Genomic DNA, 18,854 nt, shown 5'->3' on the forward strand with positions numbered 1-18,854 from the left:
CGCTTTAATGATAGACTGAAAAAATAAACAAAAGACAGCCCTTACTCGGGTTGTCTTTTTCTTATTTCAGTATTGTATGATGCCATTAGCTAAAAGGCTTGGACTGTTTGAGGTTTTGAGTTTGGGCATGAGTTTTGATATCACATAAAAATAGAGAGCGATATGGCAAATACCGATGGCGTAATGTCAGCACGGCAGTCATGGATAGGCACTATTCAAATTATCACAGCCGCTGTCTGCTGGGGTACCTTGGGGATATTCTCGACCTACCTCAATCAAATCGGCTTTAGTGGCTGGCAGATTACGATCTTACGTATCGTAACCGCAGCTTTTCTTATTCTTGTCATGCTACCGAAATTATGGCCGCATCTTATCAAGCTTCGTCGAAAGCAGTGGCTTGGACTGGCATTGCAGTCTTTGATTGGCGTACTTGGTATGTCGGTATGCTACTTTTTTGCTGTGATCTATGTCGGTGCTGGGCCTGCGGTTGCCTTGCTTTATACTGCGCCTGTGTTTAGCTTAATGTTTTCGGCATTCTTGCTTGATGAATCTATCACTCGCCAGTCGGCATTACTGGCGCTCATGGCGGTATTTGGTGTTGGATTGACGATGCTGGGTGAGCAAGCACAAGTCAACTGGGGCATCCTATTAGGACTGCTAGCAGGCGTCTGTTATTCCTTATACGGGGTACTGGGCAAGCGCGCGATGCACGATGCACACCCTGCGCCTTTGGTGTTTTTTACCTCTATTATCATCAGTGCTGGTGTACTGCTATTATTACCTGAAACCTATCAAACCTATGGGCAGTTATTGAGCTTACCTTTACATACTTGGGGCTATGCCTTGGGGTTGTCTTTGATTGGAACCGTCGTGCCCTTTGCCCTTTATATGAAAGCATTAGAGAAATTACCTGCCACTCGTGCATCGGTATTTACGATTTTTGAGCCATTGACTGCCATTGCCCTTGCCATACTATTACTGCATCAATCCTTATCTTGGATTCAATATGTGGGCGTGGTATTAATCTTATTGGCAGCTTTATTTAATGCCATATTAAACGGCACTGCCACTCGCGTACCACGCTGGCTAAAAAGACGACAAAGAATTTAGTCTGTACTTTTTAAGACCTTTGAATAACCTTGGTACCATTGCTATTAAACGACAAAAGCCCCAACTATATCGATATAGTCGGGGCTTTCTTGCGCTTGACACTTTACTTAAGAGATAAGTATTTATGCCATAGATGGTTGCTAAATAACTTGGACTGTCTTTATGATATTACTGTTCAATACGCTGCAAAAAGGCCTGCGTACGTGGATGCGTAGACACTTCGAACATCTGCTTAGCGCTACCTTCTTCGACCACATGACCATCCTCAATTAACACCACATGATCTGCCACATCACGAGCAAATTTAATCTCATGAGTCACAACGACCATCGTCCAGCCTTCGGATGCCAGTTGCTTCATCGTGCCCAGCACATCTTGTACCAATTCAGGATCGAGCGCAGACGTTGGCTCATCAAATAATAATAATGACGGCTCGATAGCCAGTGCACGAGCAATGCCGATACGCTGCTGCTGACCACCAGATAGCTGAAACGGATACAGATCTGCCTTATCCGATAAGCCTACTTTATCAAGTAATGCCAGTGCCTGTTCGCGGGCTTGCGCCTTAGTTTGCCCTTGCACTACCGTCGGCCCAAGCATTAAATTCTCAATCGCGGTCTTGTGTGGAAACAAGTTATAAGATTGAAATACCATGCCTGATTTACGCTGCAACGCCAGCAACGTTTTCTTCTTGGGCTTGGTAGCAAAATTAACCGTTAAACTACCATCATCAAAAGCAATGATGCCTTGATCAGGAATTTCCAGCGCATTCAAACAACGTAAAAAAGTGGTTTTACCAGACCCTGACGGTCCTAATATCACCACTACCTTGCCTTTTTCGATGGTCAAGTCGATGCCTTTAAGCACTTGATTGCCACCAAAGGCTTTGTGAATATTAGTGACTTGAATCATAAAGCTTCCTGTTGTACTGATATCTGTTTGCTAATAGCACACGCTTATCAACGCGGTATTACCATCCTATACTGCCCCCATTATCAAGGGTTTATTTCGCCACGTAGCGATCGAGTCTGGTTTCAAGCTTACCTTGAATAAAGGTTAAGAACAGACAAATACCCCAATAAATAATCGCCGCTTCAGTATAGACCAACATAAATTCGTAGTTACGTGCCGTGATGATTTGCGCCTGCTTAAATAGCTCGGTTACCAATACCAATGACGCCAAAGACGTGTCTTTTACTAGGCTGATAAAGGTATTGGATAACGGGGGTACTGACACCCGAAGTGCTTGCGGCAAAATGACATGACGAAAGGTCTGTAGATACGTCAATCCTACCGTCGAGCCTGCTTCCCACTGTCCTTTTGGAATGGACAAAATAGAGGCACGCACCGTCTCCGATGCATACGCACCAATATTGAGCGAAAAGGCAATAATCGCTGAGGGAAAAGGATCAAGCTTTACTCCGATACTTGGCAAACCGTAGAAAATAATAAATAGCTGAACCAGCATTGGTGTCCCGCGAATGGCGGACACATAAATACGCGCAAGTCTGTATATGATTTCATGGAACCAGCCAGCACGCGGTACGATACGAATCAGCGCCACTATCAGCGCAATAGCCATACCAATCGCAAATGAGATCAACGCCAGCGGTATCGAATAATAAATACCGCCTTTAAGCATTGGCCAAAATGAATTGATGACAATTTGCGCCCGCGCAGGATCCATAAATGGTAGTAGTGCCAGTAACTCAGCCAGCATTGACGTGATAGACGCTAGCATTATTTTTGTTGACTTATATCAGCACCAAAGAACTCTTCGCTAAGCTTGGTCAGCGTCCCATCGGCTGCTAATGCGGCCATTGCTTCATTCAATTTTGCCACCACAGCGTCATCCCCTTTGATGAGTACTAAACCTGAACCAGTCTGCTCACTCGCAGGCGCTGTCAGTTTGATCTCAAGTGCTGCATCTGGGAATTTTTTGAGATAATCCAATATTGCCAGATTGTCATTCATCGTGAAGTCAGCACGGTCTTGCTTAACCAATTGAATCGCTTGCGCCATACCATCGACAGGAACGATTTCTGCGCCGTAGCGTTCTGCAAGCTCACCATAGTTGCTGCTCAGTGATTGCGCAGTACGCAGACCTTTTAAACCTTCCCACGAGCTATAACGATTGTCATCAGTCGGTGCTAGTACAACCGCGCCCGACCAGCTATAAGGCATGGCTTTGTCATACTTAGCCAAACGCTCAGGCGTGGTCAAGCTTACTTGATTGGCCACCATATCGAAGCGTTTTGAGTCAAGACCTGCCAGCATAGCATCCCACTGGGTCTCTTTAAATTCGACGTCTACGCCTAGTTTATCCGCAACCGCACGTGTCACTTCGACATCATAGCCAGTTAGCTTGCCACTCTCATCATGATAAGTGAATGGCGGATAAGTACCCTCTGTACCGACGTTGATGGTGCCACCATTATTGATACGTTGCAGCAAATCAGAGCCACCCGTCGCGGCACTGTCTGTCGCATTGGTTTCTGCTTCATTGGTAGTAGACTGACCACAAGCGGCAAGTAGCATAGTACTGGCGGCAAGTGCTAAAAGAGTACGACGTTTCATAAGACGTCCTTATAAGAGTGAATGAATAATGCAAAAAGGTATCGTGCCAATAAAACCATAGCAACAAATAAGGATAAGACCAGCACAGGCAAATACTATAATAAAGTATTTGCGCCGCATTATTTAGCTTTGGCTGCTCGATTTGAGGATGCTCAGCATATTTTTCAATACTGTTTCTATATTATCTTTGAATTTTTGGACATTTTTTAGGCAGATATTAACGTTATTATTGCCAATTAAATAGCCATTTATTCATATACTAGCGCACTTCAGAAAGAATAAACGTACAAAAACAGTGAGCATGCGTAAGACTATTATAATTCACCGGAGAATTGATAACGATCGCCTGCATGCCACATCTTCACAAAGGTCAATACTCGACCTGCTGAATACGTCTGACGACGCAATACCAATGTCGGCGACTGCGGTGCGATTTGCAATAGCGCAGCTATCTCATCTGGTGCCGCCAGTGCACGAATGGTATAGCGACCGCGCTCCAGTGGACTTTTGGCAATGAGATAATCACTGGTATTGACCACACTAAAATCCTGCTCAATAAATTCTGGCACCTTTTGAGCATCCACCCAGCGCTCTTCGAACTGTATGGGCTGACCATCCGCAAAGTGAATGATTTTTACCTCGTATAAAACAGCAACGTCGCTGCTACTATCTGCGCCAGTACTGTCATCCATTACGGTTGTATCAGCGTTTGTACTAGCGCTTGTATTAGAAGACACAGCTACTTCATCAATATCAAATTTACGCCGTAATTCATCGTCTAACATCGCAGCAGTAAGTATGCGTTTACTCACCACTTGCGCCTGATAATCACGGTTGGCAGATTTTAAATCCTGCGCGATATTGCGCACTTCTACAAAGGTATGATTGAACTGCTGCTGGGCGACAAACGTCCCCGACCCTTGCCGGCGCTCTAGCACTCGCTCTTCGCTCAGCTCTTTTAGGGCGCGATTGACCGTCATACGCGATACGCCAAACTCTTTTGCCAACGCCATTTCTGTAGAAATTGCATTGCCCGCCTGCCATTTACCCGAGTGTATATTGTCTAATATGGCGTTTTTTATGCGCTGATATGCCGGAATCGTCTTTGTCATGTCCGTGTTTAACCGTTAGTTTCACCAATAATAGTAGCGCCATAATATCACGAGATAACGTCATGAACCTTGTCAAAACACTGTGACATTTATCTATCTACCAAAACCCTCACAAAAATAATTGAGTCATTTATAAAAAATTGCTTGCATGAAAAAAGTATCTTTGATAATTTGTATATACAACTTTACGACGGTGCTAAAAGATCTGCGTCATCTAATCGATGTTTCGCTGAATTTATAGACTGACGGTAAAACACTTACTTTTATTACTTTATCGTCTTAACAGATATCACAAGGATATGATAATGACTACTGACCATGGAACCAATAAAGAGACTAAGCTGACTCGCCGTGATGAGAGCCGCGAAATCGCCGCGCCCACTGGCAGTACTCTACATTGCAAAAGCTGGCTGACCGAAGCACCTTATCGCATGCTGCAAAACAATTTGCATCCTGATGTGGCCGAAAACCCTAAAATCCTAGTCGTCTACGGTGGTATCGGACGCGCAGCTCGTAATTGGGAAAGCTATGATCAAATCCTAGAATCACTAAAAGAATTAGAAGACGATGAGACGTTGCTCGTGCAATCAGGCAAGCCAGTTGGCGTGTTTCAAACGCACGAAAATGCCCCGCGTGTATTGATTGCAAACTCTAACCTTGTGCCGCGCTGGGCGACGTGGGAGCACTTTAACGAGCTCGATCGCAAAGACTTAATGATGTACGGTCAAATGACAGCTGGTAGCTGGATTTATATTGGCACGCAAGGCATCGTGCAAGGGACGTATGAGACCTTTGTAGAAGCAGGTCGTCAGCATTATGATGGTAGCTGGGCGGGACGTTGGATTTTGACTGCGGGTCTTGGCGGCATGGGCGGTGCGCAGCCATTAGCCGCGACTTTTGCAGGTGCCACTTCATTAAACATCGAGTGTCAGCAGTCTAGTATCGATTTCCGCTTACGTACTGGTTATGTCGACAAGCAAGCCAATGACTTAGACCATGCTTACGAGTTGATAAAACAGCATACCGATGCTGGTGAAGCGGTCTCTATTGCCCTACTTGGTAATGCAGCAGACATCTTGCCTGAGATGGTCAAGCGAGCCAATGCTGGCGGTATGAAGCCTGATTTGGTCACTGATCAAACCTCAGCACATGATTTGATCAATGGCTATCTACCAAGTGGCTGGACAGTTGAAGAATGGAAAGCTGCGCAAGAAGATTCAGAGCAACATGCAGCATTGACCAAAGATGCCGCTCAGTCTTGTGCCGTACATGTACAGGCGATGCTAGACTTGCAGGCAATGGACATCCCAACGACCGATTATGGCAATAACATTCGTCAAGTGGCTTTTGATGAAGGCGTTAAAGATGCCTTTAATTTCCCAGGTTTTGTCCCCGCTTATATTCGCCCGCTGTTCTGCCAAGGTAAAGGCCCATTCCGCTGGGTAGCATTATCAGGCGATCCAGAAGACATCTACAAAACCGATCAAAAAATCAAAGAGCTGTTTCCTGAAAACCAACATATCCATCGCTGGTTAGACATGGCAAAAGAGCGCATTCAATTCCAAGGCCTGCCTGCTCGTATCTGCTGGTTAGGATTGGGTGAACGCGATAAAGCTGGCTTAGCATTCAATGAAATGGTCAAAAACGGCGAGCTAAAAGGCCCTATCGTCATTGGTCGTGACCATTTGGATACGGGCTCTGTTGCCAGTCCAAACCGCGAAACAGAAAGTATGAAAGATGGCTCAGACGCGGTATCTGACTGGGCATTATTGAATGGTATGCTCAACGTCGCAGGCGGCGCAACTTGGGTATCGCTGCATCATGGCGGCGGCGTTGGCATGGGTTACTCGCAACACTCAGGTATGGTCATTGTCGCAGATGGCACTGATGCCGCTGCCAAACGCTTGGCACGAGTACTTGTCAACGATTGCGGCTCAGGGGTTATGCGTCATGCCGATGCAGGCTATGAGCTGGCGATCAAAACAGCGAAAGATTATGGTCTAAATCTGCCGATGGTTAAGTAGCATACCCTTTATCCTTATAAGTGATTACTTGACTTAAGGATATCATCGACATTTTATCAAGGAGGATAATGTGATTGAGCAAAATACGACACTAAATCTCAAGGATGCAGCAGCGAAACCAACTGAAGCACTACTGTCTAAACCTGTAGCGTTACTGCAACTGATAGTCTTTAGTGCTATCGGTTTGGTCATGTTTTTTGTGCCATTTACCATTGGTGAGAAAAGCACGATTTTGTTCGATCATGGGGCAACTTATCTGGTCAATCAGCAGCATACATTGTCTGTGACGTTATTATTTTTATTGATGATCTTTGGGGTAAGCAAGCCATTTATAGACGGCTCATGGCGTAAAAACATCACCCACATGATTATGACTGCTTTTAAAATCATTGGTCTGATACTAGCAGTGATGTATGTGGCTGACGTAGCGCCTGCCTTTATGATGGAAAAGGACATGCTGCCGTTTTTGTTTGAAAAACTGGCATTACCAGTCGGTATGATTGTACCGCTTGGGGCATTAATTTTAGCATTTTTGGTGGGTTTTGGTTTGCTCGAGATGGTCGGTGTGCTCATGCAGCCGATCATGAAACCTATCTGGAAAACCCCAGGTTCATCAGCGATTGATGCGGTCGCATCCTTTGTTGGTAGCTACTCTATCGGGCTACTCATTACTAATCGCGTGTATTTGCAAAAGCAATATTCAGCCCGCGAAGCCATTATCATTGCGACTGGATTTTCGACCGTATCAGCAGCGTTTATGGTCATTGTTGCCAAAACGCTTGGTCTGATGGAGTTCTGGAATGTGTTCTTTTGGTCTACGCTAGTGATTACTTTTATTGTCACTGCGATTACCGCTCGCATTCCGCCTATCAGTCTGTTTGATGATAGCGTCGAACGTCCAACGATAGATTATAAAGGCAGCACTCGTTTGGCAGCAGCATTTGCTTTGGGTTTATCCACATCTCGCCAAGCTACTGACCTCAAGCAAATTTTATGGTCTAACTTTCGCGACGGTCTAACGATGGCTGCCGCTATTGTGCCTTCTATCATCGCTGTCGGCTTAACAGGATTGCTATTAGCAAAATATACGCCTGTTTTCGATGCGTTAGGTTTGCTGCTTTATCCATTTACTTGGCTGGGTGGCCTACCAGAGCCGCTCGTCGCGGCTAAAGGGATGTCAGCAGGATTGGCTGAGATGTTCTTGCCGGCATTACTACTAAGTGATGCAGATATATTGACACGTTATGTTGCAGGGGTCATCTCTATTAGCAGCGTGTTGTTTTTCTCTGCCATGATTCCTTGTGTACTTGCCACTGAAATACCATTATCTGTCGGCAAAATGGTCATTATCTGGTTCGAGCGCGTGGTACTCAGTATTTTATTGGCTGCGGCATTCGGACATCTAGCCATGTACTTCAACTGGATTGGCTAAAGAAACAAATTTAATAACAGGTATTACGTTAACTAAAAACATTTAAAAAACGTCATTTCAACAAAGACATGAATCAAAAATAATATAACCCATATGTCTTACAATACTAGGATCATCTTATGAACGATATCAAACAATTAACGCTACACCCTCGCCAGCTTAGCTTTAAGATGCTACGTGATATCTATGAGCAGCCTGTCATATTGACATTACCTGAGAGTGCTTATGAGGCCATCGATGCCTCACATGAAGATGTGCGTACGATTATTGCCCGAGACAAAAGCGCATATGGTATCAATACTGGTTTTGGCTTGTTAGCAAAGACCCGTATCAGTGATGATCAGCTTGAGCTACTTCAGCGTAACCTAATCGTTTCTCACTCAGTAGGTACTGGTGAGGCACTTCCTGCCAGCGTGGTACGACTGATTATGGTGATGAAAGTGGCCAGCCTAGCACAAGGTGTATCAGGCGTACGCCGCGAGGTAGTGGACAGCTTACTTGGCTTAATCAATAATCAAATCACGCCAAACATTCCGGCAAAAGGGTCTGTTGGTGCTTCTGGTGATTTAGCGCCTTTATCACACATGACACTTGCAATGATGGGTGAAGGTGACGTGTTTGTCGCTGGCGAAAAAGTGCCTGCAGCAGAAGCTCTAGCTCAACATGGACTTGAGCCAATTACCCTAGCAGCCAAAGAAGGCCTCGCGCTTATCAATGGTACGCAAGTTTCAACCGCGCTAGCATTACGGGGTTATTTCTTAGCGCGTGATTTGCTTGAGACAGCGACTATCGTTGGTTCACTGTCGATTGATGCGGCAAAAGGATCCGATTCGCCATTTGATGCGCGTATTCACGAAGTACGTGGTCATCATGGTCAAATCGAAATCGCCAAAGCACACCGTCAATTGATAAAAGGCAGCGCTATTCGTGCGTCACATGACGGCGAGCAGGACGATCGAGTTCAAGACCCTTACTGCCTACGCTGCCAGCCGCAAGTCATGGGTGCCTGCCTTGATATCATCAACCAAGCAGGAAAGACCTTATTAATCGAATCCAATGCCGTAACTGACAATCCACTTATCTTCAATAACGAAGATGGCCCCGTTGCCATATCAGGAGGTAACTTCCATGCTGAGCCAGTCGCTTTTGCCGCTGATATTTTGGCCTTGGCAATCGCCGAGATTGGTTCTATGTCTGAGCGCCGTGTTGCTTTGCTAATCGATGCGACGCTGTCAGGTGGTCTACCGCCATTCTTGGTTGATAACGCTGGGGTGAACTCAGGCTTTATGATCGCCCATGTGACCGCAGCCGCGCTGGCATCAGAGAATAAATCTATCGCTCATCCCGGTAGCGTCGACAGTATCCCAACTTCTGCCAACCAAGAAGATCATGTATCGATGGCGACCTATTGCGCACGCCGCCTATATGAGATGGCACAGAATACTGCCACTATCATTGGTATTGAGCTATTGGCTGCTGGTCAAGGGATTGATTTTCATCGCGGATTAGAGACTTCAGAGCCTTTAACAGTGGCACATAAGAAACTGCGTGAGAAGGTGACTTTCTATGACAAAGATCGCTACCTAGCGCCTGATATCGAAGCGGCCAAGCAATTGGTATTAGACGGTACGCTTGCTGAGCACTGGCAGTCATTGCGTAGCGACTGGTATGAGTCTAAATAAGCGTTAGATAATTGAAGGGAATGAGCAATGGCCATGACGAAAATTAGCACAACCGTGAGTCACACAGCGGCTGATATGACGCTGTGGACCGGGCGTGCAGAGCCATTTGAGACGGCACGTGCCCGCTACTGGTATCAGCTCGCAAAGCCATATGCTTTCGATAGTACCAGTCAGCAAAATGGCCAGCATATTGGGCTAATCGGCTTTGCATGTGATCAAGGGGTTAGGCGCAATCAAGGCCGCGTGGGTGCACGAGCTGCCCCGCCGCTGATTCGCCGAGCGTTTGCGACACTGCCAGTCATTGCACCATTGCAAATACGATATGACAATCAACTGGCAACATTGCTAGGTGATGCAGGCGATATCTATTGTCACGACGATGATGACTTTGCGGCGCACACTCTTGAGCAAGCTCAGCTCAAATATGCGGACAAAGTGAGCACTATCGTCAAACAAGGCGGCTTACCTATCGGGCTTGGTGGTGGTCATGCCATCGCTTATGGTAGTTTTTTGGGACTATGGCAGGCATTAGAAAATAAAAGCGAAGCAAATGCCATGCCTACTATCGGCATCATTAATTTTGACGCCCATCTGGATATTCGTCAATCTGATGTGGCAACTTCTGGTACACCGTTTCGCCAAATTGCCGAGCATTTAACAGCACATGAGCAACCTTTTCACTATTGCTGTATTGGCGTCAGTCGCTTCTCTAACACGGCGGCGCTGTTTGATCGTGCTGAGCAATTGGGCGTGCATATCATCAGTGATGAAGACTGCCATTATCAGCCTTGGCAGATACTTGCCGATCAGGTTATAAGCTTTATCAATCAAGTTGATGTGGTTTATCTGACCATCGATATGGACTGCCTGCCATCTAGTGTTGTGCCGGGTGTGAGCGCACCTGCAGCCTTTGGTATTGAGCTGGGTTTCGTTGAGCGCATGGTAAAAACTATCATGGCTACTGGTAAAGTAAAAATGGCCGACATTGCCGAGATTAATCCCACCTTTGATATTGATAGTCGTAGCTGCAAAGTTGCTGCTCGCTTATTAGCGATTATTGTAGAGCAGTACTTACTTAGTGCTTAGATCTTGCCAACAAAGATTACCGACTTCACAATAATCAGGAGCATATTATGAATGAATCAAAGAACTCCATATTGAAAAACCCTACAGAACAGACGCTAGACGAGTCTACTATGACATCATTTGACCATGTCATTATTAACGCCAATCTTGCGACTTTCTCAGCGCAGTATGGTTTTGATATTTATACAGATGAGCATACAAATAGCATCCCATATGGTCAATTGAACAACGCTGCTATCGGTATTAAAAATGGCAAAATTGCTTGGGTTGGCACTCAAAGCCATATTACTGCTTATCTGACTCACTATCAAAACCATCAAGTCACAGACGTGGGTGGTAAATGGATAACTCCCGGACTTATCGACTGTCACACTCATATCGTCTATGGTGGCAATCGCAGTAACGAGTTCGAGGCACGTTTGCAAGGCGCTAGTTATCAAGACATTGCGGCACAAGGTGGCGGTATCGTCTCAACTGTCACTGCTACCCGCGCTGCCAGTATCGAATCGCTATTTGCACAAAGTGAAAAACGTTTAATAGCACTGATGAAAGAAGGCGTCACCAGTATCGAAATCAAATCGGGCTACGGCTTAGATTTAGATACTGAACGCAAAATGCTCACGGTTGCTCGCCAACTTGGTCACAAACACAATATCCATGTGAGCACCACTTATCTAGCGGCGCATGCCCTACCACCTGAATACAAGTCTCACATGCAGGACCGCTCGGATGACTATATCGAGCAAGTGTGCGAGTGGCTACCAATCTTGCATTCAGAGGGCTTGGTCGATGCGGTCGACGGCTTTTGTGAAAACATCGCCTTTAGCACTGAGCAAATCAGACGTGTTTTTGAAGTAGCACGTGTGTTAGGCCTACCAGTCAAACTACATTCTGAGCAATTATCTGACATAGGTGGCAGCGCTTTGGTTGCTGAATATAAGGGGCTATCAAGCGACCATTTAGAGCATTTATCAGAAGACGATATCAAAAAAATGGCGGCAAGCAATACGGTTGCAGTGATATTACCAGGGGCTTTTTATACGCTACGTGACACCAAGTTGCCGCCGATTGAGGCACTGCGTAAACATCGCGTTCCAATGGCTATTTCAACGGATTGTAATCCTGGCACTTCACCGTTAACGTCGCTACTACTAACGATGAACATGGGCTGTACGCTATTTTACTTAACGACTGAAGAGGTACTGGCAGGGGCAACTGTTTATGCAGCACAAGCGCTGGGATTGTCTAATAAAGGCAAAATAGAGATTGGCTGTGATGCAGATTTGGTCTTATGGGATATCGCCCGACCTGCGGATTTGGCTTATCAGATGGGACTAAACCCTATTAACGGCATTATGGTTCAAGGCAAGTGGCGTGAGACGGTATAGCGAAATTATCTAACTACTCACATTAAAAAAGCCCCAGTCATTGAATGATTGGGGCTTTTTTAATAATAAATGCACAGCTTTGCTACCCCATTTTCAAAAAACTGAGTAGCAAGAAAAACGACTATTAGCGACTCCTGTCTAACTATCTATCTAACTTAGCTATTTCTTAAACTTATTGTTAAATACACTGCCAGTATTGGCATCAACATTTAGCCAAACGATACTATTACCTTTGAGGATATCAGCTTCATAATAGGATACATGATCACTATAATCTCGGTCGTTTTTAAACTCAATCTCGATAACACGGCCGCCCGATTGTTTTTCAGCAATTTTCATTGCCTGTTTAACATCAATCTTCGCTTGTTTAAGTGCCTTATAATCTACCAGATCGTCACTGTCTAATCGTTCCACATCCGTACTGATCACTCTACCATTCATGGCGTCGACTTTGATTTCATAGTTTCGGCTACTGGTTACGAATTCCATCTCATACACACCGCCTTGCGCTTTATCATCATCGTGATCAAAGCTGGCACTCATCAATAGACCAGATGACTTTTTCGCCGCAATATTCATTGCTTGTTGTAAGCTTATTCTACTGGCTTTGGCGGCTTGCACCTCACTTGCTAGCGGTTGCTGTGTAGATGCATAGATTGTCGTAGTCAACATAGCCGCACCCACTACTACTGCAGCACGAGTACCCAAAGTCGTTAGCGAAAATGGCTTGAAAATCTTGCTCATAACGGTCTCCACAAAATTAATCTTATTGAGTGTTCTAAAATTATTATCTTTTAAAAAACACATATTATCAATAGGTCAATCGTATCGCTTCATAAAAACCACTTTGACTGTTCACGGTAGGGTTCATCCATAAAAAACGCGCCTATCGTTAAAACAGACGCGTTATTCGTTAGTAGGTGGCTATGATAAAAGTGCTTAGTTTAAAATACCGTAAGCGACCAATGCATCGGCAACTCGTTTAAAGCCAACGATATTTGCACCAGCCATATAGTTGATATAGCCATTATCCGTTTGACCATACTGTTCTGAGGCATCAGCTGCACAGTCATGGATATTTCTCATGATATTTTTGAGGCGCAAGTCGATTTGCTCAAAGCTCTTATACTGACGGACTGAGTTTTGTGACATCTCAAGCGCAGAGACTGCTACACCGCCCGCGTTGGCGGCTTTACCTGGGGCATAATGCACACGGTGCAAACGAATATAGTCGATGGCTTCAGCAGTCAATGGCATGTTGGCACCTTCGACAACGTATGTGATGCCATTTTCAACCATGAGCTTGGCATCTTCTTCATTGACTTCGTTTTGCGTCGCAGATGGAATCGCGATGTCACCTTTGAATTGCCACGGCTTTTGCTTCGCAAACCACTCTCCACCATAAACATCGACGTACTCAGCCAACGGTTTGCTTTTTGCTTTTTGTGCCTTGAGCCAATCAATTTTTTCTTGATTCAGACCCGCTTCATCATACAAAGTTCCTTGTGAGTCTGACACAGTGACGACGATTCCGCCCAGCATATGGGCTTTTTCAGCAGCATGTAATGAGACGTTACCAGCACCTGAAACCAATACTCTCTTACCTTTGATATCATCATTTTGCGCCGTAAGCATGTTTTCTAAGAAATACACCGCGCCATAACCTGTCGCCTCAGTACGCATCAAACTGCCACCGAAGCCAACGCCTTTACCGGTCAAAACACCGCCGTATTCGTGCGTTAAATTCTTATACATCGCAAACATATAGCTGACTTCACGCCCACCCACGCCAATGTCACCAGCGGGCACATCGATGTCTTTATTCACATAGTGATGTAGCTCACGCATAAAGGCATAGCAAAAACGGCGGATTTCACTGTCTGTTTTGCCTTTGGGATCAAAATCAGAGCCACCTTTACCACCGCCCATTGGCAATCCAGTCAAAGCGTTTTTGAATATTTGCTCAAAGCCTAAAAACTTCAACACAGATTGGTTGACAGTCGGATGAAATCTCACGCCACCTTTATAAGGACCTAAGGCATTGCTGAACTGGACACGCCAGCCGCGGTTAACCTGAACTTCACCTTGGTCATTTTCCCAGTTAATACGAAAAGCAATAACGCGGTCAGGCTCAACGAGGCGCTCAAATATTTTAAAAGTATCATATTCTGGGTGGGCGTCGTATAACGGCGCAATCGTAATTGCAACTTCTTTTACCGCTTGAACGAATTCAGGTTGATGGGCATAACGCGCTTCGACTTTTTCGATGGCCTGACTGATACTCATATCTTTTCCTTAGGGTAAAAATGGTGATCATGCTTACTTACACCGATGTCACGTCGTATGACAACAAACGAGAGGATTGTGGACACTGGTGTAAAACTGAAATTGCCCCGACACGCTGGCTTGTGTAGAGACAAATGGGATTAAAAAAGCTGACTGAATTTATGCCTAGATGCCACATTCAGAGACAAGAACATTTTTTATCTCATAATATATATCATTTTTGAGGCGTATAAGTCTAGTAAATATCACCATCATGAAAAGTTATAAGCGATTTTTATTGGCACAGTCTAGAGTGCGCCTTTTCATAGCACCTTGAGACGCCGGCTGATAAGCTTACAGATCTCATTGATTGTGCTAAAAATAGTCCTGTATTACTAAAAAACCTTCGTTTTCCTAATCGGTCAATAAATCAAATATTAATGGATATTTGTGTATTGATAACCGTTAAGTAAAGACGAGAGGTCAACAATCAGCACCAAACGGTATAAAAAACCCAAAAACTTGGCTTTTTGCTCGAGCTAATGTATATCAATATTAATAGCAAGGGTTTATAATAGCCGACTTAGTCAACATTTATTCTCCACCATTACTAACTGTTATTTTATCAATTGAATAACCCGTCATAGAGAAAACTATATGCGTACAGATTCATTCCAACAAATCTTGGAAGACCTAAACAGCTCATCAGCCGATGTTGAAGCATCTGCCCTAATTTCTAACGATGGTCTGATGATTGCCTCAGCACTACCAACGGGCGTTGATGAAGACCGTGTTGGCGCTATGTCAGCGGCTTTATTGTCATTGGGTGACCGCGCAGGTCGTGAGTTGGCACGTGGTAGTATCGATCGTATTATGATTCAAGGTGAAAAAGGCTACGTGATTATGACCTCATCTGGAGATGAAGCGGTACTTACTATTATGGCAAAACCAAATGCAAAACTTGGTTTGATATTCTTAGATATCAAGCGTGCCTCAGAAGCCCTTGCAAAACTTATCTAATTGGTAAATTTAGATTTTTGTCGATAACACATTTTTATTATTTAACGTCATATAGCACATAGCGCGACTGATAAATATGACTTTTAATCAAAATGAAGTGACTGTATCATACAAAATATTTCAGATGGCACACATTATTTGTATGGAATAATAGCCTGATAAATATTGGGACGACGACTGAGCTGAAAGGCAACATGATGTTATCGACAACTACCACACCAGATTGGCTTTTTAATCATTATAAATATAACGATAAATAAAGGAGATTACGATGGGTTCTCCAATCCCTGATGCACATAAGCCTGATATGCCCGCTGAGCAGATTACTCTGACTTATTATGATGGTACATCACGGACTGTCTATGATACTGGTATTGAACGCCCTTATCCTGATGGCAAGCTGATTGTATCTCGCACCGATTTGGATGGTGTGCTGACTCACGTCAACGATGCTTTTGTCGAAATCAGTGGCTATAGCGTTGATGAGCTTATTGGTCAGCCACAATCTATTTTGCGCCACCCTGATATGCCAAAAGCCGCTTATAAAGATTTGTGGGATACCGCAGCGGCTGGGCAAAAATGGCATGGCTACGTTAAGAATTTATGCAAAGATGGTAGTCACTATTGGGTCTATGCGACCGTTGTGCCAAACATTCGTCGCGGCGAAACAGTGGGTTATACCTCGGTACGCCGTAAGCCATCACGTAGCAAAATCGAAGCTGCTATGGCTCAGTATGCCCAAATGAATCAAAATGAGGAAGGCTAAATCATGACGACACACAATATGTTAATCGCCCCTGATTTTTCTCCTGAGCATTTTGCAGGCTGGCACATGTTTAATATTTTGATTCAAAAACGTGCCAATCTAAATATGCATCTGAACATACCTACTTCACATGCTGAACAAGAACAAATCATTGAGGCAGGTGACATTCAAGTTATCTATGCCAACCCATTTGATGCAGCTACTTTGATCCGTGAACAAGGCTATCGCGCTGTTGCTCGCCCTATCGGCAAATCGGATGAGATGGTCATTGCTGCTGCGGCAAACAGTGATATCAAGCGCTTAGAAGACATTAAAGCGGGTGCGACCGTAGCAATGGCGGACAACCGTGATGTTAAGCTGATTGGCTTACGCTTACTAGAAGCCGTGGATATAGAAGAGTCTGATCTTAACTGGGATATCACTGAGACTTATCAGGCAGCCGCCCGTAAAGTCATCAAAGGTGATGCTCAAGCGGCTTTTTTCTTGGCAGAGATTTTTCATAGCTTTTCACGCTTGACCAAAACTCAGCTGTCAGTGCTAATCGAAAGTGATTTGGCAGACATTAGCCATGTATTATTGATTAAAGATGGCTTTCCTGATACAGAAATATTCATGAATGCGATCCTGAACTTGCATAATGATGACGATGGTAAAGAAGCATTGGCTGAACTTGGCATGCCTCAAGGGTTTGAAGCCATGGACGAAGAAGATGCTGAATTTATGATAGATTTGATGCAAACTTTACTTGATTAATTATTAATTACTACTTATTAATTGGCACGTTGCACCGCTTCGCTTAGTGAAGTCATAGCCTATTGTCGCTCAATAGTGGCTATATCATTTTGACCATACGATATTAGCCATAAGCTGTTAGCCATACAATAGACACTATGACTTAAAGGACACTATTATGTCTGATTTAGACCTTATCAAAGAAAATGAGATGGAAGCGCGCCGAGTATTTCGTTTATATTCGCGTAAAGTGTTTTTGGCACCCAATAACCGTCATTTTCATGAACAACGTATCAATGCCGCATTACTTTTAACCGAAAAAGAGCCGCTACAAGGTGCCGTCGCAGACTTTTTTTATGGCTGTTGGTATGACATTCCTTACGATGTAAATAATCTGTTTACGCGTATTAAAGATCGCTTGTACCCTCATGTCCAGCAAGGGTTTCGCGATTGTATTAGTAAGAAGCGATATATTCAACGCAATAGTATGCTGGCGACTCGCTGGAGTGTTCTGATATCGCCGTCTCTCAATGAGCAAAAACAGCGATTGCTTATCAGTAGCGATGATGCCAAAGAAATATCCAAAGACATCACCGCTGAGCTCATGCAGGCGCGTGAAGATAAGGATTGGGGCACTATTGAGCAGATCGAAAACGAATTCTTTGCTCACTGTATCGCTCGCAATGATCGACTTGCCTTCTCGTTAGTATGGTTTCGCTTGGGTAAAAGCGACTGGCAGTTCGATGAGCGCTGGAACAACTGTCAACAGCATCTTGATCAGACCATCAAGACCTAATTTATCGTCGATTTAACCCTTTCATCACAATGGTAGCCGCTATGTCCTCTTACTTAAATGCTGATAAAACGTATCTAACCCTCACTCCAGCCGGTATTTTTGAGGCATTTTCACAAAGTGAGCCCACTGATGAACAGCTGTCATTACAAGACTTAATGTCCTATGGGCAGACGTTGCTCGCCGCTGATTGGCTTGAGCGTTATTCTGACGAATGGCTACAGAGCTTTATAGAACATGGCTGGATTGAAAAGCTGTCTTTGTTGTTACCCGCACCCAATCTGCCGTTGGACCAGTTTTTACCGTATGTGGTTGCCAGCTTATCCGGTAAACGCCGTGCCGCTATTGGCTCTGATGAAGGGTTTTGCCTAGCACGAATCGGTTACAGCCAAGAAGAAGCGGACATGCTAAGTGTTGCAGCTGCTGACTTTTCAGGTTTCATGATTCGCCAAAAACAACGCGGCTGGGCGGTCGAAAGCCAAGCCATCTCGTTTTTTCAACAAGTTGACTTATTGATTCCTGAGACCAGCTTTGTGTTCTTATGGATTGATGGGTCAGGTTACGCCCTCATCATCGATGGCGAGCCTTTAACTAATAGCCGCGCCTTTGTTGAGATGGTATGGGCATTGAAAACGTCTGGCTTAAGATTTCTTAGCTAAATCAACCAAACCGCTTGATATACCATTAAATATCAGTATGACACGCTGCCATACTGACCAGTGCTCTTATATCAAACTAAGCGCACTTCTTTCAATCTCTCACATCTGCTTTACTTTCAATATCTTTTTTTCTTTCATCTTCTGCTATAGCCGATTTGTATACAAGGATAACGTACTACAAATTGCACTTAGCCTTTACGCATTATTA

Annotated in this window: 17 protein-coding genes; 11 read left to right on the plus strand and 6 right to left on the minus strand. The window is 44.5% G+C overall.

The window, feature by feature from the left end:
- Nucleotides 1–162: 162 nt before the first annotated feature.
- Entirely contained in the window at nt 163–1,110 is a 948-nt protein-coding gene (locus ACI2JM_RS13670; RefSeq protein ID WP_404644907.1) for a DMT family transporter, read from the plus strand.
- A 168-nt stretch (nt 1,111–1,278) separates the two neighbouring features.
- Here ACI2JM_RS13670 and ACI2JM_RS13675 read toward each other — a convergent pair whose 3' ends face one another.
- The 4 genes from ACI2JM_RS13675 to ACI2JM_RS13690 all read right to left on the minus strand — a co-directional run bounded on the left by ACI2JM_RS13675 (nt 1,279) and on the right by ACI2JM_RS13690 (nt 4,799).
- Nucleotides 1,279–2,022, minus strand: a complete 744-nt coding sequence (locus tag ACI2JM_RS13675) for an amino acid ABC transporter ATP-binding protein (RefSeq protein WP_404644909.1) — start codon at nt 2,020–2,022, stop codon at nt 1,279–1,281.
- 91 nt (nt 2,023–2,113) lie between these two features.
- Nucleotides 2,114–2,797 (minus strand): amino acid ABC transporter permease, encoded by a 684-nt coding sequence (locus ACI2JM_RS13680; RefSeq protein ID WP_201540277.1) that lies wholly within the window; start codon nt 2,795–2,797, stop codon nt 2,114–2,116.
- Between the two features lie 53 nt (nt 2,798–2,850).
- The gene (locus ACI2JM_RS13685) at nt 2,851–3,687 is read right to left on the minus strand and encodes an amino acid ABC transporter substrate-binding protein (protein WP_201502727.1); all 837 of its coding nucleotides are present in this window, start codon (nt 3,685–3,687) and stop codon (nt 2,851–2,853) included.
- A 314-nt stretch (nt 3,688–4,001) separates the two neighbouring features.
- Entirely contained in the window at nt 4,002–4,799 is a 798-nt protein-coding gene (locus tag ACI2JM_RS13690; RefSeq protein WP_404644911.1) for a UTRA domain-containing protein, read from the minus strand.
- Nucleotides 4,800–5,104: 305 nt separating this feature from the next.
- Between ACI2JM_RS13690 and hutU the strand changes: the two genes are divergently transcribed.
- The 5 genes from hutU (at nt 5,105) to hutI (ending at nt 12,411) form a co-directional block, all read left to right on the plus strand.
- Complete coding sequence (hutU, locus tag ACI2JM_RS13695; RefSeq protein WP_404644913.1) at nt 5,105–6,823, plus strand: urocanate hydratase; 1,719 nt, start codon at nt 5,105–5,107, stop codon at nt 6,821–6,823.
- A 70-nt stretch (nt 6,824–6,893) separates the two neighbouring features.
- A complete protein-coding gene (locus ACI2JM_RS13700; protein ID WP_404644915.1) occupies nt 6,894–8,255 on the plus strand; it encodes a YjiH family protein in 1,362 nt (453 codons plus the stop codon).
- Nucleotides 8,256–8,374: 119 nt separating this feature from the next.
- Nucleotides 8,375–9,937, plus strand: coding sequence for a histidine ammonia-lyase (hutH, locus tag ACI2JM_RS13705; RefSeq protein ID WP_404644917.1), 1,563 nt, complete (start codon nt 8,375–8,377; stop codon nt 9,935–9,937).
- Nucleotides 9,938–9,970: 33 nt separating this feature from the next.
- Complete coding sequence (hutG, locus tag ACI2JM_RS13710; RefSeq protein ID WP_404644919.1) at nt 9,971–11,023, plus strand: formimidoylglutamase; 1,053 nt, start codon at nt 9,971–9,973, stop codon at nt 11,021–11,023.
- A 47-nt stretch (nt 11,024–11,070) separates the two neighbouring features.
- Nucleotides 11,071–12,411: an imidazolonepropionase gene (hutI, locus tag ACI2JM_RS13715; protein WP_404644921.1), complete on the plus strand. Its 1,341-nt coding sequence runs from the start codon at nt 11,071–11,073 to the stop codon at nt 12,409–12,411.
- 159 nt (nt 12,412–12,570) lie between these two features.
- Here the strand turns inward: hutI and ACI2JM_RS13720 are convergent, their stop codons facing one another.
- A complete protein-coding gene (locus tag ACI2JM_RS13720; RefSeq protein WP_404644923.1) occupies nt 12,571–13,155 on the minus strand; it encodes a PepSY domain-containing protein in 585 nt (194 codons plus the stop codon).
- A 195-nt stretch (nt 13,156–13,350) separates the two neighbouring features.
- Nucleotides 13,351–14,697: an NADP-specific glutamate dehydrogenase gene (gene gdhA, locus ACI2JM_RS13725; RefSeq protein ID WP_055124628.1), complete on the minus strand. Its 1,347-nt coding sequence runs from the start codon at nt 14,695–14,697 to the stop codon at nt 13,351–13,353.
- 636 nt (nt 14,698–15,333) lie between these two features.
- Here gdhA and ACI2JM_RS13730 point away from each other — a divergent pair.
- The 5 genes from ACI2JM_RS13730 (at nt 15,334) to ACI2JM_RS13750 (ending at nt 18,646) form a co-directional block, all read left to right on the plus strand.
- Nucleotides 15,334–15,696 carry a roadblock/LC7 domain-containing protein gene (locus ACI2JM_RS13730; RefSeq protein WP_010201036.1) on the plus strand — a complete coding sequence of 121 codons (363 nt, stop codon included), beginning with the start codon at nt 15,334–15,336 and terminating at the stop codon, nt 15,694–15,696.
- Nucleotides 15,697–15,967: 271 nt separating this feature from the next.
- Nucleotides 15,968–16,462 (plus strand): PAS domain-containing protein, encoded by a 495-nt coding sequence (locus ACI2JM_RS13735; protein WP_055124629.1) that lies wholly within the window; start codon nt 15,968–15,970, stop codon nt 16,460–16,462.
- A 3-nt stretch (nt 16,463–16,465) separates the two neighbouring features.
- Nucleotides 16,466–17,215 (plus strand): PhnD/SsuA/transferrin family substrate-binding protein, encoded by a 750-nt coding sequence (locus tag ACI2JM_RS13740; protein WP_404644926.1) that lies wholly within the window; start codon nt 16,466–16,468, stop codon nt 17,213–17,215.
- Nucleotides 17,216–17,372: 157 nt separating this feature from the next.
- A complete protein-coding gene (locus ACI2JM_RS13745) occupies nt 17,373–17,990 on the plus strand; it encodes a hypothetical protein (protein WP_060491697.1) in 618 nt (205 codons plus the stop codon).
- Between the two features lie 41 nt (nt 17,991–18,031).
- Complete coding sequence (locus ACI2JM_RS13750) at nt 18,032–18,646, plus strand: hypothetical protein (protein WP_055124632.1); 615 nt, start codon at nt 18,032–18,034, stop codon at nt 18,644–18,646.
- The last annotated feature ends 208 nt before the right edge of the window (nt 18,647–18,854 follow it).

Origin of the sequence: Psychrobacter sp. NPDC064578, assembly GCF_044901245.1 — a bacterium.
In the GTDB taxonomy this organism is placed as follows: Bacteria; Pseudomonadota; Gammaproteobacteria; order Pseudomonadales; family Moraxellaceae; genus Psychrobacter; species Psychrobacter cibarius_C.